Source organism: Sulfobacillus thermosulfidooxidans (assembly GCF_001280565.1).
In the GTDB taxonomy this organism is placed as follows: domain Bacteria; phylum Bacillota; class Sulfobacillia; order Sulfobacillales; family Sulfobacillaceae; genus Sulfobacillus; species Sulfobacillus thermosulfidooxidans_A.
This window is the reverse complement of sequence record NZ_LGRO01000001.1, coordinates 924,666-940,461: the sequence shown is the minus strand read 5'-3', so window position 1 is coordinate 940,461 and position 15,796 is coordinate 924,666. Positions and strand designations below refer to the sequence as shown.

The following is a 15,796-nucleotide window of genomic DNA, read 5'->3' as shown; positions in this document are numbered from 1 at the left end:
ATGGCTTCCAGGCGATAATTCTTAGCTATTATAGCCTGGGCCCTGGACGAGTTCAAGAGCTTTGTCTAAGCTCGCCTCATCTTCTACATTAAAGACTTTTTGTTTGCGATCAATCTTTTTCAACAAACTTGTCAAACTACGACCAGGTCCGAATTCAATGAATCCCAAAATATCGAGCGCCATCGCCTGTTCAACACACTGTTGAAATAAAACAGGATGAGAGACTTGGTTAATCAAGCGCGGAATAATATCAGCTGCATCATAACACAATGTCGCATCCACATTGGCTAACACCGGAAACTGGGCCCTTTGAATATCGATATCGGCCAGAGCTTTAGATACCACGGCGCCAGCAGGTGTGAGCAAGCGGGAATGAAAGGGCGCTGAAACTGACAGGCGTACCACCCGTGCTCCCCGAGCACGGGCCGCGGCTTCAACGTGATCCAGACCCGCAATCAGACCTGAAACCACTATTTGACCCGGCGCATTATAATTGGCGGGTTGGACCCACCCTACCTGAGAGGCTTCATGACAAAGTGCTTCGACCTCTTCACTTTTTAGTCCTAATATTGCCGACATCCCGCCCAACCCTTTAGGTACAGCTTCTTGCATGGCTCGGCCTCGGATTCGTGTCAGTCTCACTGCATCGCGGAGTGTAAAGGTGCCTGCAGCAACATAAGCAGAATACTCTCCTAACGATAATCCAAAACCTACACTTATCGGTAATTGGGGTTGTCGAGCCCGAAACACAGTCCATGCCGCCACACTGACTACTAAAATAGCCGGCTGTTGGACTTCAGTATCTCGTAGCCGTTCTTCTGGCCCTTCAAAAATCAGTTGAGATAACTTATAACCTAATGCGTCATCTGCCTCATAAAAAACGTCCCGAGCTTCCTGGTATTGTTGAAAGAGATTGAGACCCATACCGACATATTGGGCTCCTTGGCCCGGGAACATAACGGCCCATCCTGACACATAGTTTCCTCCTCTTTAGCAGTGGTGATAGGGATTATCGTCCCCAGCGGATGACATTGGAACCCCATGTCAATCCCGCTCCAAAGGCACAGAGAACGACCACATCCCCATCATGAACACGTCCTTGCATGCGCGCTTCCTGCAATGCTAATGGAATGGTAGCAACAGAAGTATTGCCATAGCGATCGATGTTGACCACAACCCGTTCGGGATCGAGTTCAAAGCGCCGTACTGCAGCATCGATAATACGTAAGTTGGCTTGATGAGGTACCAGTAAATCCATATCTTCGACACCTAAACCGGCACGTTTTAATCCTTCTTCGACTGCTTCAGGCATCGCTTTGACGGCAAACCGGAAGGTTTCATTCCCATTCATTTTTAAATAGTGTTGGCGGGCTTCTACCGTCTCATGGCTAGCTGGCATTAAGGATCCTCCCGCTGGCTGTATGAGCAAGTCTCCTCCTCGCCCATCTGCTTGCAGGTATGAGCCTAAAATTCCATATTCTGTATCATCTTTACCTTGTAAAACAAACGCTCCGGCTGCATCCCCAAATAAAACGGCTGTGGTACGGTCCTGGTAATCCGTAATGCTTGTGAGTTTGTCAGCCCCAATCACTAAAATATTGCGGTAGGCACCACTTTGAATGAGCGCGGATGCTAATTCCATTCCGTATATCAGCCCTGTGCATCCAGCTTGAATGTCGATACCCGGTATGGGCTTATCCGTCAACTGGTGCTGAACACGGGCTGCCGTCGACGGAAAAATGGTATCGGGCGTATTCGTCGCGCACACAATAAAATCTAAGTCTTCCGCCGTAATATTGGCGTCAGCTAAAGCCTGACGGGTCGCTTCGCTGGCCATCGTCGACGTGGTTTCATCATCCCGTGCAATATGACGTTCCCGTATTCCCGTCCGGGTAACGATCCACTCATCAGAGGTATCCACCATCTGTTCTAAGTCGTGGTTCGTGAGAACCTTTTCGGGCACATAGGTCCCTAATCCTGCCACAACAGCGCGTCTAGTCATTGATGTGCTTCTTCCTCCCTTACCCGTTCTCGGAGTCGAGTTTGGGTATTCTTTTGGCAATAATTGTAAGCCACTTGGATGGCGCTGTAAAAAGCTTTCTCTTGACTGGCTCCATGCACTTTATAGACTATCTGGTCCAGTCCCAATAGCGGTGCCCCACCGTATTCCTGGTAATCCATGCGGCGTTTTAAATCCATCAAGCCGTCTTTCAACAAATACGCCGCCATTTTGGTTTTGAAATTCTTCATCAACAGCTTTTTAAACTCGCCCATCAAGTCACGGGCTAACCCTTCAGTGAGTTTGAGGGCAATATTCCCGCTGAATCCATCAGAGACTACGATGTCGGCGCGGCCTTGCATCAATTCGCGGGACTCAATATTACCCACAAAATTCAGACCGGATTTTTGTAACCGTTCATATGTTTCGCGAATCAATGGAGTCCCTTTCCGCGGTTCTTCCCCAACGTTTAATAAACCAACTCGCGGGTTATCAATCCCATAAACTTCTTGGCAATAGTAAGCCCCCATGATTCCATATTGAACAAGTTGAGACGGTTTGGGATCCAAGTTGGCACCGACATCCAACAACAGCAATCCCCATCCATTCATAACTGGCAAGAGAGCGGACAGCGCTGGCCGTTCGATGCCTGTCATCCGCCCTAAAATAAACAGTCCGGCTGTCATCAGCGCACCAGTATTACCAGCGGATATGACAGCAGCGGCCTTTCCCGTTTTAACCAATTTCATAGCTTGGACCATCGACGAATCGGGCTTTCGCCGCACCGCTTGGACCGGCGCCTCACCCATGCCAATGACATCAGGAGCATGATGAATATGTAATCGGGTATGGCGCGGACTGTCTTGAATCAAGGGCATTATCCGGTCATGATCGCCCACTAAAATGATTTCTAGATCGGCAATCTTCTCGATGGCTTGTAAGGCTCCATTAACTGGAGCAGATGGTGCGTTATCTCCGCCCATTGCGTCGACCGCGATTTTCACGACAGGGCTCCCTCCTTGCGATCTCTTTCTGCGTGTCTGTGACCGTCAAAAGGGTCGGTCAACACAACAAACTTCCCACGAAAAACTGTCGTATCGCCGACACGACTAATCACCAGAACAACCCACCGATTGCCGCGGCGGCGAATGACTTCCGCGCCGGCCACAATCTGTTGCCCTGCCTCCACAACATGCTTAAATTTCGCATTCGCAAGGCCTGTCACAGCACTATCGCCGTCAACCACCGCTAAGGCTAAAGAATCTGCTTGCGCAAAAATAAAGTGGGACTGCACAACACCGGACCCGGCAAAAGCCATTGATTCATCCGTTGTGAGCAAAGATCGTCCGCTTTGTCCAATGACTAAATCGACTAAGTCGCCAATCATGTCTTGACGTTTCAGCGTACGCGTATGCACGACGCTCAAACGCGCAAGACCTTCCGAGCGAAGGCGCAGTTCGGGAATCCCCAGATGAAGCCGATCTAGCCGAATTGTCGGGACGCTTACTCCAAAACGTTGCGCCAGATCTTCATCAGTTTGCAAAGGATCTTCCCGAAGAGCTTCAGCTAATTTCCGTTGTCGCTCGACACGGTTTAGGCGAGCCATACGGCACCTCCACTTATGAACAAATAATATGACTATGTCATAAATATGACAATAAAAAGATTCCATGACTAAAAAAGCCATGGAATCAATAATTAGGCATCATGTTGAACAACAATGCGTCCATTGTAATACCCACAATGCGGGCAGACATGATGAGGCAACCGGTCTTGGTGGCAACGCGGACACTCAACCCATTGTGGAGCCGTTAATTTCCACATGGAGCGTCTTTTGTGCGTACGCGACCGTGATAATTTCTTCTTTGGAACGGCCATCTGCTTCCTCCTCTATGCAAATCTTAAGCACTAGTGCTGCGATGGGGACGGGTCGTCCGGAAACTTAATCCGACTTAATGCGGCCCACCGGTTGTCTGTCGGGGCTTCGCACTCACAAGAGTCCGTATTGAGATTGGTCCCACAGATTGGGCACAGTCCTTGACAGTCATCATGGCACACTGGCGCGTAAGGAATGGACACCCCAAAGGCGTCAGCAACGATATCATCGAGATAAATCTTATCGCCTTGAAAACGAAAAAAATCTTCATTGGGGTCACTATTCCCCGCTTCTTCACGGAATTCTTCCGCAGCAGAAAACGGGACAGCTAAGTCAAACGTTTCCAAACACCGTGAACACACGGCAGAAACGTGTCCAATCCCTTCCAATTCCACAATTAAGGCTCGACCAATATTTCGCACTGTTACATCCATTTCCGCTACTCCACGCATCGGATAGGCGGACCGTTCTTGAACAACCTCCGGCCAGTCCTCGGACAAGTGCTGCGTTTCTTGGCGGCCTACCCATTTCTTGACGTCAGAAACTCGGATATGCATGCAACCCACCTCGCAAAACTCCAATGAATTATAGCCACTCCCTGCTTTATCTGTCAACTTACCTCGTTCACAACTAATCGAGTTACAAGCGTTTTTTGATCACGGCTTCCACAAATACCCAGACGGCAATGGCCGCCGCGGCAAAAAAGGTAAAGTCGACAATTGGGATATTGGCGATTTGTTGGAGATGATCCTGGTGGACAACCAGAGCTGTCCCCAGAATTAGCGCGGCAAGTAACATACTCAATGCAATGCGGTTCATTAATTTCTCCCAATGAGAGAGAATCTTTTCTAAATTATTGTCTTCTAAAATAATACGAAATTCTCCTTGACCTAAGGTGGTCATTACTTGCCGTAACCCCTGAGGTAATTCCGATCCGAATTCAATCCAGTCTTTGATGGTATCTATTAAGTGTTCTCCCCACTCTGAGGGATTGAAGCGGGTCCATATCAATTGTGGAGATAGCTTTCGGCCAATTTCAACAAGGGATAATTGATCATCCAATTGACGAACCACACCATCGGCTATTACGGCGGTACGCGCAAGCAAGGTATATTCGCTAGGAATCTTAATATGATATTTTTTGGCGACATGCAATAAATCGGCAATGGCCTGGCCAATGCGAAAATTTCGCAAATCGGCATCATAATAACGGCGACGCAACACTTCCACATCGTAATAAAGACTCTGCGTGTTGATATTAGGCGGGGCGACCCCCATGGATAATAAGGCTTCCACGACCTTGTCAGATTTCCCCTGGGTTAGTCCAATGACTAAATCCAAGGATCTTTTTCGCATGGTCGGAGAAAACATGCCTACTAGTCCCCAATCAAGAAAAATAAGGTCGCCGTTTGATGTCACATGCACATTGCCCGGATGAGGGTCCGCATGGAATAGCCCCGCCACAAATACCTGTCCATAAATAGCGCGAATGTAACGCTCCGCGATATCTTTAAGATCCAGACCCATTTGCCGCAAAATAGCTGTATCGGATATTTTTATGCCTTGTAATTCTTCCAATACCAGCACATCAGGATGCGTCAGCGACAAGATGGGTTCCGGAACGAGATAATCTTTGGCACGATAGGTCTTGTGAGCCAAAGCCGTGTAGTGTGCTTCCATACTAAAATCGAGTTCATTACGTAATGCGGCAATCAATTCGCGCATGACATGACCCAAATCATATTGCTTCGCCCATTCGGTGCGCTTTTCTGCTAAATCCGCTAAACTTTGTAAAATCGCAAAATCAGACTCACTTCGTTGAACAATTCCCGGTCTGCGTACTTTCACGACAACTCGGCGTCCATCTTTTAATATTCCTTGATGAACTTGTCCAATAGACGCGGCGGCTAAAGGCACGGGATCCAAATACTCTAAAACCTCAATAATGGGTTCTCCCCATGCATTCTCGATAATCTGCTGGACCTCCTCAAACCCAAAAGGAGGGACATTGTCTTGCAAATGTGATAGCGCGTCAATAAGAGAATCCGGTAGTAAATCAGGACGGGTTGATGCTAATTGCCCGAGTTTAATATACGTGGGCCCTAAATCTGCTAAAACTAATGGAATGCGCTCAGGCCAATTCGCCCCGGTTTCCGGTTGAAACTTGCCCAATAGTCTTGTTGACCACGATAAATACCGTGACAATCCGAGCCGATCCAGCACCATAACAAATCCGTGGCGGGCTAAGACTTCGGCTATCTCACGTGTCCGGTGCCAATGGCGAGGCTTAATAGCCATGGAGATCTCCTTGTTCAAAAGTATCCCAGTGCATAATGCGTCCTTGATTCATCATAATCTGGCCTTTGGCGATGACCGTATCGATTTGGTTGTCTTTAATCAACACCGCGTGGGCGACACTACCGACTTTTAGTTGCCCAATATCCTTCTGCCCTAAAATTCGCGCTGGTGTCGACGTAATCGGCCTGATGCATCGCTCCCAAGACCACCCCGTTTTTTCGTGCAATTTGACTACCTCATCAAACAAGGTCCGAGAGGAACCGATATCCATCCGTATAAGATGTCCTTGCTCGTCGAATACTGGTATAGAACCTTGTGCGTCTGAGCTAAATGAAATGTGTTCCCAGGGAACGCCTTGTTGTTCCAACACCACGGCGCTATCTGCCGCGCTCAGACCTTCAGGTTCCCTGGCGGTAGATACAATGCCTGTGGTCAAATCGCAATAACCTCCCTGGTTTCCCCAGGTTATGGCATCCGCTAAAATGCGGGCATGCCGGTTTAAATGTGTTGGCACAAATGTTGAAATCGGCAAATCACCGATTTCCATCATGCGAAACAAACTACGAAGTCCACTCTTCCCCTCCCCAACATGCAAATGCAATATTCCCGGTTTGCCAGCGAGTAGCCCGCCCACTCGAGCTTCGGACGCTAAATGAAGCAATTCTTGATCACTGGGATGGCTTCCCCGGTGGTCATTGATCGCAATTTCTCCAATGCCGATTACGCGATCAATCAAGATAATGTCATCCCGCGCGGATCCGGTAATGGTTCGCGTAGGAATTTCATAAGCGCCTGTGTAAATCCATGTAGACAATCCTTGTTCCCCTAATGCCCGTGCTTTAGCCAACAGACCGGACACGGACCGGGTCGTGCCGTCTGTGCCTAATACACCCACCACACTCGTAACCCCCGCCCTAATCAGTTGGGATAAACGGATTTCCGGCGTGCGAAACTGAGGGCCTCCTTCTCCTCCTCCCCCGGCCATATGCACATGCATATCCACAAAGCCTGGGATTAACATGGCGTCTGGCGCATCAATAATCGTTGCTGTGATCCATTCAGGCAGCGTAATCTTAGAGCCTATGGCCACAATCCGATCATGCACCATAAGGACCTCGCCGGGACCAAGCTCCTCCGGAGCATAAATCGCGCCAGCCCGAATCAACACAGCTGAAACCTTCATTCCTTGTTGCCACTCCCCTTTTCGCCATGGCCTAAGACCAATTCAATCTTCTTAGCAATTTCTTGGCTTTGTTGAATGACGCTACGTAATTTATGCAAATTCGCTTCTAATTCTTGACTCAACTCATACTGGGCTTGCGTCAAAACTTGTGCGACGGTTTGTTGCGTGTTTGCCGATGTTTTAGGCTGAACACTTGCCTTTTTCGATTTTACCGTCTGTCCCACATGCGACGCACTCGATGATTTCGATGTTTGAGAGGAAGCACTCCCCGATGTTCCGGTGGTATTAGACCGGGTCGACGATGAACCTCCGGCATTGGAGCTTCCCGACTGTGATGAAGAAGATTGTGCAGATTGCTGTGAGCTACCTTGACTAGATGGCTGAGATTGACTATTGGCCGATTGCTGAGAATTCGAACTGCCTCCATTCCCTTGTTGCATCCGCATCAATTCTTCTTGAATAATTTGCCGTACTTTGCCAAGAGGTGAACTTCCTCCGTTTTGACTACCAGAAGTTGATTGTTGGTTGGATCCTCCTTGGCTAGAAGAATTAGTTTGATTCGTTGATCCGCCTTGACTCGACGAACCGCCCTGATTCGATGACCCGCCTTGGTTTGAAGATGACGACTGCTGAGTATTTCCCTGGTTAGAAGCCTGTGCATTGTTCTGCGACTGAATCTTCTGGAGCTCTTGACGAACGAGTTCACGCAAAGATTGCTCATTGTTATGGCTTTGCGTAGTTCCTTGTATGCCCATAACTACCCTCCTGATATCAAGATCTAGAGTAGTATGAGACAGCTTTTTCAACTTTATGCCGTTTTAGGTCGCTGATTGTTCAATATCGTGTAGGGCCTGTGTCAAATTCGTCACCGGATAAATTTTCATTTGGTAGCCCTTACGTTTGGCCATCGCTTCCGCTTTGGCATAGTTAGCGGCAGGACAGAGAAATACTGTTGCTCCCGAACGATGGACTGTAATAACCTTTTGAGCAACTCCGCCAATAGGTTGAACCTGTCCCGATGGGGTAATTTCTCCAGTCCCGGCAATGATCCGGCCCTTAGCCAAGTTTTTCCCTGTGATTTGCGAATAAATTTCTAAGGCGAACATCATCCCTGCACTTGGTCCCCCAATTCCTTCACTATTGATTGTCACGGGTCTTGGAATAACAGGAACCTGCAATGCCGAAATGAGCACGCCGATGGCCGGGGCCGAGTCCTGGGGAATATGGGTTGTGCGAATGGGAACGATTAATGTTTGATGGTGGCGCTCAATAGTAAAGGGCACAATTTCTCCATAAGTGAAATGCTTTTTCATAATCCCATGCACCTGATTGGGATTTGTTATCGGATAGGGTCCAATTTTAGTAATCAGATCCCCTGGTTGCAATTTTCCCTGAGCGTTGCCGTTTTTTAAAACGCCGACCACGAGAGCTCCCGGCACTGTTTTTACATAAGCATGAAGCCCCGCCAACCGCTCTCCCGCTACTTCTGCAGCCAATTTGCTATTGTTCATAAGACTGACATTGTATTGGACATATTGCTTCATGTTTAGTCCGCCCATCGCATAGCTCGACTTCAATAATTCCACGTTCGGATCTAAACGCGACCCTATGTACGTTAATTCATTGACGGGGGCAATACCTACGGCCACCATCAGCAAGTTGCCGTGATTGCGCTGCTTTCCCCCTTGCACCTTCACCATTTGTGCCAAGTTGCCGGTCACACCCGGATAAATGACAACGTACGAAGTGGGAATGAACCATAAAACAATAGCGACCACTATGAGCAGTACAACACTCCACACTATCCATTTAAGCGGCTTACGTTTGATCATTGAACGCCTCCTTGATCGTCATTAAGTAGCTGTTGAATATAAGGAATAGCCTGTTCACAGGCTTTCTCGCCGGCGCGAATGATCTCCTCCACATGACTCACATGCGATTCACGACTGAATCCAACGTGCGGCTCAATGACCACATCCGCATCAATGGGCTGACACTGTCGCAATTCCCGCGCCATGATGTCAAACGTCTGAAATAGTACATCAAACATCGATTGTACGCGAGGAGCCAAGTCAACTCCGACATCGACTGCTACCACAATACTATTTGGCACAGACTTAATGACATTCACCGGTACACGATTAATAATACCCCCATCCACCAAAATGCGCCCCTCCATGACCACCGGGCTAAATATACCTGGAATGGATGCTGTGGCTCGTATGGCCTGGGCTAAAGGCCCGGATTTCAAAATAACTTCTGAACCCTTTTCGATGTCGACCGCGACGACCTGAAGAGGAGGTTGACAATCCTCGAAAGTCTTGCCTTGTGTAAATAAATTAATGAGTCCTTCAAGTTTTTTTCCCGCAAGTAGTCCCATGCGTGATACAGAAAAATCAATCCAATGACTCCGTCTTATACCCTTTGCAATATCTTCAATCATATCAGCGGAATATCCTGTCGAATACAACGCCCCAATAACGCCACCCATCGAGGAACCAGCAATAGCCAAAATCGGTATCTGATAGCGTTCTAGTACTTTCAAAACGCCTATATGGGCCAAACCTCTGGCGCCCCCTGACGATAATGCTAATGCGATCCCATTCTTTCTCATCCTAATGAGATGAACTCACCTCCTCGAACAACCCCCAAGTGACCGTATTGGGTGGGCTGTTCTTTCAATGCGTCACATATACTCTGAGTAACCATTTCTCCAACTTGGTGAACGAATGCCAATACATACTCAGAAATATTCATGGAAAAGCATAGCGGATTTGTTTTCCGTATTCGGTTTCTGCCTTATCTTCTTAATATTACAACCACGCCCATTGTCTCACTTCTATGGCCTGTGGCACCATACCCTCATGTATTGGTGGGATATTCTGGTTCCTGCCTTGTTCCCGCCATTATCCCTAGCTTTGTTTCTATTTTCCCGCTCATACGAGCATTTACCACGTTTCAGCACAGCGCTTCTTGCTATTTCTAGTTTACCCGTGGTGCCATTAATCATCGTGGGTTCTAAACCGTCAGCTTCACCCAAGCAAATCGCTTTAGCCGCTCTATGGGGAAATTTGTATAACCCTTTAATCTTTCCCCACACGGTCCCTATTGTCTCATTGGATATCTGTTCACTGATGATTGCATTTCTCTTGGAAACGGCGGGATTCCCTGAAATCGACCCGAATCAACCTCTGCCGCCGTCATTTGAAGCCTCATCCAGCGTCTGGCATCATCCTATTGAACAATCGATGAATTTAACCACCACCATTGGAGGATTTTTAGCTCTGATTCATAGTCTTAGAACGTCTCTAACGCCTCTTAGCGTGCTCTTGGATCCCATTTTATCCTCAGCTTACGCACCCTATAATCTTCTCATCATCCCCATCTTACTAATGAACGGCTTCGCGTTTTTGCTTTACGGTACCATCATGGCAAAAAGAGGGTGGGCCATACTCATAACAATCCGTGTCACCCAAGTCGCCCTGGGATCAGTCCTTTGGCTCTTGCTCTCGCTATTCTTGCCGCAATTCCGCGCGATTGGCTTCTAAATTCTCGGTGACTTGATGTAACTCCGTAATGAGCCGGGCAAGAATTTCGTCAGCATAAGCCCGTGCACTAAGATGGATTTCTCGCGCGGTATTTCGCGCTTGCTCAATCATTTGCTCGGCTTTGCGCCGGGCTTCCTGTAAGACCTCAGATTCATCGGACAATTTGTCCACTTGCCCACGGGCTTGTGCAATTAAACTTTGGGCTTGCTCACCAGCTTCACGTAAAATTCTGTCACGTTCCTGAATGACCCACCGGGCTTGTTTGATTTCTTCGGGAAGAATATGCTGAATTTGTGTTAGCAAGGTCGTCAATTCCGCTTCATCAATCAGCACGCGACCAGTCCACGGCAAACGTTTAGATTGATGGACAAGCTCTTGAAAGCGTTCTAGTAAGACACTAAGTTCGGACATCATCGGTTCATTGGTCATACTCATCCTCGATTTCTGTGATATTTTTCGTGCAAGGCCGTCGCTACGTGCCGCGGAACTAAATCTTGCAAATCTGCGTCATATGATGCTAGTTCCTTAATCAGGGTCGAGCTTAAATAAGAATATTTTTCTCCAGTCAAAATGAAAATCGTTTCTAATTCTGGTGCCATTTTTTTGTTCATCAAGGCAATCTGAAATTCGTAATCAAAGTCTAAAACGGCTCGCAATCCGCGAACAATAGCATCAACGCCCCGTGTCGTGGCATAACGCACTAAAAGGTCGGTACTTCGCTCCACAACCACATTAGGCACATGTTGTGTTGCTGCCTTTACGAGTTCAAGCCGCTCGACATCAGTAAATAAAGGTGTTTTGGCCGTGTTGACAAAGACGGCCACAATTAAAGTATCAAACAATTTGGCGGCTCGTTCAATGACATCAATGTGGCCGAAATGGATAGGGTCAAAAGATCCCGGATAGACTGCCAATCGCCCCACCATATTCCTCCTTCCGGTAACGAAAATCCGGGTTGGTCATGACTCTGATAATGCAGATGAGTCGTCATGAACCCAATAGCTTAAGGTTGTCCCCCCATATTTCCGTTGTCTAGATAAACGCAACCCCTCAAAGGGCCCAAAGTCAGTCCCTGAGGGATGTTCGATTAATGCAATGCCGTCATCGGCTAATAAATTGACAAGGGCCATTCGCACCGTTTGATTAAGACCTTGACGCCAAGGAGGATCACAAATAATTAAATCAAACCTGGCATTTTGTTCTTGCAACCGTGCCACCGCTTGTTCTGCAGTAATGGGCCATAGTTCGCTCATTTCTTTTACCTTGAGGTGAAGGATGTTCGTTCGAATAGCGTTCAGAGCCTGACGATTCGGTTCAACGAAAAGGCAATAACTAGCCCCCCATGAGAGACTTTCTAATCCCATGGCTCCACTACCCGCATACAAGTCCAGCACACGAGCGCCGGACACCCAGCCCTGAAGACTATTGAATACAGCCTCTCGCACTCTTTCACCTGTGGGTCGTGTCAGTTGACCACCGGGTGCTATGATGCGAAGACCAGAAAACCGTCCCCCTACGATGCGAATCGAATAACGTCCTTTCTCTATGATGGATGCCCTGATTTATTCACTGCCAGTATAACATTGCCTTACGTCTTAATGCATCTTCATCAACTGCGAGACGGTTACAAAGCGGTAACCACGCAAACGCAAATCTTTAAGAATGATTGGCAACGCTTCAATGGTCTGTTTGCGATCGGATCCGCCGTCATGAAACAAGACAATGTCACCCGGCTGTATATGACTAAGAACTCGGCTGACGATCGTCTCCACTCCAGGATTAGACCAGTCCCGAGTATCTTCTGTCCATGACCACATCACTAAATGGAGATGTAAGACAGAAGCCGCTTTTAATACCGTACGATTATAGGTCCCATATGGAGTTCGGAGTAACGTCGGGGTAATCCCTGTCGCCTGTTTAATGGCACGATTTGCTTGTTCTAAATCCGATACATCTTCAGCATAACTATGGCGAACCAGATTAATATGGGCATAGGTATGATTGCCAACTTCCATCTTGTCCTTAATTTCTTGCCGCACAATTTGCGGATGCCGAACAACTTGTTCTCCGACAACAAAAAATGTGGCCACAGCATGATAGTGTTTCAATATGTTTAAAATTTCCGGGGTTGACGATTTCCATGGACCATCATCAAAGGTTAAAGCCACGACTTTTTGATGCGTCTGAACATACCAGGTGATGTGCGGATTATTACCACCGCGTGCCGAAGCAGCTTGGCTTCTATGCCACTCACCCAAGCCAACGACCAAGAGCATGACAGCTAGCACCAATTTCCAATGACGCCAAAGACGCCGAAACGATAAAGTAAAGAAACCCGTCATCGGGTCGTCCCCCACAAAATCATGACAACCCCTGCCCCAATCCAAGCGATTTTCGCCACCGGAACTTTCGTTGCAGCCAGTCCCGCAATACCCAAGAGCATAGTTGTTGTCAAAATAATAGGACCCGCAAGACCTAATAACCCGTTAATGCGAACAGCCATATCTAAGCGTTGATAGCGCCACATTAAAAACGCTCCCGTAAATTCAATCGATGCCGAAATCAATCGAATTAAAACCATACCTTTTAAATACATATCGCTTGACATGATTTGTCCTCCTTCGTTCTTCCCTTCATCATCAGTTAGCGCATCAAATGTCCTAACCATCCAATGACTTCAAGCATTAAATAGGTCGTTCCAGCCGCCATCAAAGGCCCCACCGGAATCCCCCCCCAAAACACAATGCCAATAATGGAACCTACAATTAGCCCAAACATCAGATGGCTGTTTTCTGCTAGCAGCTGCAATCCTCGGCCATTGAGGTTTGTTGCCACTGCTCCCCCGATAACGGCCAAGATTCCCGGTATTGTCAAGAAACTTTGAAAAACTTCTTTGATGTTGACCTTCCCTAGTGCAAAAGGAACTAGCATGGCCATGGTTAAAAAGAGTAATCCAATTTCGACACCACGACGTTCAAGGACGGGATACAAGAAGGTCATTCTCGTAAACCGAATCACCAATAAAATTGCTGCCGATGCAGCAACAAGATTGGACCGGGCCCACATTCCCAAAAGCAACAAGATCATGAGACCAATGGTTTCTGTGGTATACATAATTGCCCCCTTGTTCCTTGTCCGACGGCAATACATATGAAAAAACCACAAAAAAAAGACCGGCCCCTAAAGGAGCCGGTATCAAGCTATGGCATTTATTCGGCAATAAACCAGTTGTCTTTTTGTCGTATAGGAACGCGAGAATAGATGTTTAACGATGCAGCAAATTCAACGTCGCGTTCCAATCCTTGTGCAATCAAGGTTTTAGCATGGGATGCACGGCGTATACCTTCTACAAGATTATGGCGCCATTGGTCAAATAACGCATATGCCAATTGCGCACTATCACTGCGCGCAGTTTCCGGCCAATAATTGACCAATGCGCCGGCAGCGAGAACATCTTCTAGTGCTAAATTTCCTTCCGTTCCTGCACAGACAATCAAACCCTGATTCTCGGCCTGCATTTGCCAATCGGCACAGGCTTGGGCATTAACCAACGCACCCAATGCAACAAAGGGCGCTGAGGCAACCCGTTCGACGGCTTGAGTTCCGTTCGTCGTTGTCAAAACGACACGGTGGTCTTGCACTACCGAAGCAGGGTAATCAAATGGCGAATTACCCCCATCAAATCCGGGAAGCGGAACATTGTTCCGCTCTCCTCCTAATAATGTATTGGGATATTGGGAACGCAATGCGAAACCCTGATCGACATCTCCAATGGGCAAAACTGCCAGAGCACCCTGTTCTAGAATGGTCGCCATAGTCGTTGTGGCGCGTAATGTATCAATAACGACCACAGCCTTGTGGTCAAGCGGAGGGAGATCGTCTTGCCAACGAAATATTACGTCAACTGAGCGGATGATTGACACCTCTTTCCACGCCATTCTTCACCGATGTTGGTCCGAGAGCTGGCGTTTTGACTTGGCATACAGTTAAATAGTACTGACGAAGCGTATCGCCACGCAACCCAACACGCAATGCTTCTAATGCAAGAACATCCTGAGGTTGTACATTGCCAAGATTGACATTCGCGCCAAATCGTAAGATGAGTTCTTGCTGCTGGCTCTTCTGGGGAGCTTCCCATAAAATACGGCTGGGATCGGTGATGTGAGAAACGAGTTCTTGTAACTCTTCTTCAATGACGCGCCCTTCATCGTCATAAATAACAACACCTTCCCCACTTTCCCGACCTTCAACGATAACCGTATCGGCGCCAGCTTCAAGATCCTGATTGACTTGTTGCCACAAGGCTAAACCGGTAACTTGATCTCGAACGTCTTTTTTCCCCACTTCACTGAGTACTAAGGAGAATCCGTATGCCCGGGCCAGTTGAATGGTTTGCCACCGGGTTTCTTGATCCAGGGAAATGGTGCCATCCGAAATTTCGATTCCGGTAAAACCTAACTCGCGAGCGCGATCAAAATATTCTACAACGCGGCCTTGGAGTAAGGCTAGTTCTAAAAACGTGCCTCCAGGAAATATATCCACACCGTAAGATTTGACCAGTTCGATTTTTTGCCGCAATAACCGAGTCTTATAAAACGCCGATGTCCCAAAGGTTAACTTCACTTGATCAACATAGTCGCTGGCCAGTTCCATTAAGTCGCGCGTATCGGTTAAACCTAGCCCTTTATCAATAACCATGGTCAGGCCGCGTTGGCGAGGTTTTTCTGTCCGGTCGGGATGAGGAAAATCGAGAATATCAAACCACGCTTTATCCTGCTTACTCATGTTGCGTGCCTCCATTTCTTATGCCGTTCTTTGGCACCATATTCACGGCAAAAGCTGGAGGTGATAGAGAAATATTGGAATCATGCTGGCATCCAAACCGGGACATG

The 15,796-nt window shown here is 47.7% G+C and carries 20 protein-coding genes; 1 reads left to right on the top strand and 19 read right to left on the bottom strand.

All coding sequences use genetic code 11. The features are described from left to right. Nucleotides 1-21 precede the first annotated feature (21 nt). The 11 genes from fabD to AOA63_RS04905 form a co-directional block, all read right to left on the bottom strand. Complete coding sequence (gene fabD / locus AOA63_RS04955; protein ID WP_053958662.1) at nucleotides 22-975, bottom strand: ACP S-malonyltransferase; 954 nt, start codon at nucleotides 973-975, stop codon at nucleotides 22-24. Between the two features lie 34 nt (nucleotides 976-1,009). Continuing rightward, entirely contained in the window at nucleotides 1,010-2,002 is a 993-nt protein-coding gene (locus AOA63_RS04950) for a beta-ketoacyl-ACP synthase III (RefSeq protein WP_053958661.1), read from the bottom strand. After that, nucleotides 1,999-3,003 carry a phosphate acyltransferase PlsX gene (gene plsX / locus AOA63_RS04945; RefSeq protein ID WP_020374705.1) on the bottom strand — a complete coding sequence of 335 codons (1,005 nt, stop codon included), beginning with the start codon at nucleotides 3,001-3,003 and terminating at the stop codon, nucleotides 1,999-2,001. Before plsX ends, AOA63_RS04950 begins: the two co-directional genes overlap by 4 nt. Continuing rightward, nucleotides 3,000-3,605, bottom strand: a complete 606-nt coding sequence (gene fapR / locus AOA63_RS04940) for a transcription factor FapR (RefSeq protein ID WP_053958660.1) — start codon at nucleotides 3,603-3,605, stop codon at nucleotides 3,000-3,002. The genes plsX and fapR overlap by 4 nt, the downstream gene beginning before the upstream one ends. A 92-nt stretch (nucleotides 3,606-3,697) precedes the next feature. After that, nucleotides 3,698-3,877, bottom strand: coding sequence for a 50S ribosomal protein L32 (gene rpmF / locus AOA63_RS04935; protein WP_053958659.1), 180 nt, complete (start codon nucleotides 3,875-3,877; stop codon nucleotides 3,698-3,700). A 30-nt stretch (nucleotides 3,878-3,907) separates the two neighbouring features. Then, on the bottom strand, nucleotides 3,908-4,432 hold the full coding sequence (locus tag AOA63_RS04930) for a YceD family protein (RefSeq protein WP_053958658.1): 525 nt from the start codon (nucleotides 4,430-4,432) through the stop codon (nucleotides 3,908-3,910). A gap of 82 nt (nucleotides 4,433-4,514) precedes the next feature. Continuing rightward, nucleotides 4,515-6,173 (bottom strand): ABC1 kinase family protein, encoded by a 1,659-nt coding sequence (locus AOA63_RS04925; RefSeq protein WP_053958657.1) that lies wholly within the window; start codon nucleotides 6,171-6,173, stop codon nucleotides 4,515-4,517. Continuing rightward, nucleotides 6,163-7,356: a beta-aspartyl-peptidase gene (iadA, locus tag AOA63_RS04920; RefSeq protein WP_053958656.1), complete on the bottom strand. Its 1,194-nt coding sequence runs from the start codon at nucleotides 7,354-7,356 to the stop codon at nucleotides 6,163-6,165. Before iadA ends, AOA63_RS04925 begins: the two co-directional genes overlap by 11 nt. Further along, the gene (locus tag AOA63_RS04915) at nucleotides 7,353-8,111 is read right to left on the bottom strand and encodes a hypothetical protein (RefSeq protein ID WP_053958655.1); all 759 of its coding nucleotides are present in this window, start codon (nucleotides 8,109-8,111) and stop codon (nucleotides 7,353-7,355) included. Before AOA63_RS04915 ends, iadA begins: the two co-directional genes overlap by 4 nt. Before the next feature lie 63 nt (nucleotides 8,112-8,174). Continuing rightward, complete coding sequence (locus tag AOA63_RS04910) at nucleotides 8,175-9,188, bottom strand: YlbL family protein (RefSeq protein WP_053958654.1); 1,014 nt, start codon at nucleotides 9,186-9,188, stop codon at nucleotides 8,175-8,177. Beyond that, entirely contained in the window at nucleotides 9,185-9,970 is a 786-nt protein-coding gene (locus AOA63_RS04905) for a patatin-like phospholipase family protein (RefSeq protein WP_053958653.1), read from the bottom strand. The genes AOA63_RS04910 and AOA63_RS04905 overlap by 4 nt, the downstream gene beginning before the upstream one ends. 250 nt (nucleotides 9,971-10,220) lie before the next feature. Between AOA63_RS04905 and AOA63_RS04900 the strand changes: the two genes are divergently transcribed. After that, a complete protein-coding gene (locus tag AOA63_RS04900; protein WP_053958652.1) occupies nucleotides 10,221-10,904 on the top strand; it encodes a hypothetical protein in 684 nt (227 codons plus the stop codon). On the opposite strand, the gene AOA63_RS04895 is transcribed toward AOA63_RS04900, so the two are convergent. The 8 genes from AOA63_RS04895 to AOA63_RS04860 form a co-directional block, all read right to left on the bottom strand. Then, nucleotides 10,869-11,333, bottom strand: coding sequence for a hypothetical protein (locus AOA63_RS04895; protein WP_053958651.1), 465 nt, complete (start codon nucleotides 11,331-11,333; stop codon nucleotides 10,869-10,871). The two genes, AOA63_RS04900 and AOA63_RS04895, sit on opposite strands and share 36 nt — an antisense overlap. 2 nt (nucleotides 11,334-11,335) lie before the next feature. Next, the gene (gene coaD / locus AOA63_RS04890) at nucleotides 11,336-11,830 is read right to left on the bottom strand and encodes a pantetheine-phosphate adenylyltransferase (RefSeq protein ID WP_053958650.1); all 495 of its coding nucleotides are present in this window, start codon (nucleotides 11,828-11,830) and stop codon (nucleotides 11,336-11,338) included. Between the two features lie 33 nt (nucleotides 11,831-11,863). Beyond that, nucleotides 11,864-12,451, bottom strand: coding sequence for a 16S rRNA (guanine(966)-N(2))-methyltransferase RsmD (gene rsmD, locus AOA63_RS04885; protein WP_278277062.1), 588 nt, complete (start codon nucleotides 12,449-12,451; stop codon nucleotides 11,864-11,866). A 48-nt stretch (nucleotides 12,452-12,499) separates the two neighbouring features. Beyond that, a complete protein-coding gene (locus tag AOA63_RS04880; RefSeq protein WP_197648379.1) occupies nucleotides 12,500-13,246 on the bottom strand; it encodes a polysaccharide deacetylase family protein in 747 nt (248 codons plus the stop codon). Next, entirely contained in the window at nucleotides 13,243-13,512 is a 270-nt protein-coding gene (locus tag AOA63_RS04875; protein ID WP_053958648.1) for a YqhV family protein, read from the bottom strand. The genes AOA63_RS04880 and AOA63_RS04875 overlap by 4 nt, the downstream gene beginning before the upstream one ends. A 35-nt stretch (nucleotides 13,513-13,547) precedes the next feature. Then, nucleotides 13,548-14,018: a DUF441 domain-containing protein gene (locus AOA63_RS04870; RefSeq protein ID WP_053958647.1), complete on the bottom strand. Its 471-nt coding sequence runs from the start codon at nucleotides 14,016-14,018 to the stop codon at nucleotides 13,548-13,550. Nucleotides 14,019-14,113: 95 nt separating this feature from the next. After that, entirely contained in the window at nucleotides 14,114-14,755 is a 642-nt protein-coding gene (locus AOA63_RS04865) for a 2-phosphosulfolactate phosphatase (protein WP_242848276.1), read from the bottom strand. A 49-nt stretch (nucleotides 14,756-14,804) separates the two neighbouring features. Then, on the bottom strand, nucleotides 14,805-15,689 hold the full coding sequence (locus AOA63_RS04860) for a phosphosulfolactate synthase (RefSeq protein WP_053958645.1): 885 nt from the start codon (nucleotides 15,687-15,689) through the stop codon (nucleotides 14,805-14,807). Between the last annotated feature and the right edge of the window lie 107 nt (nucleotides 15,690-15,796).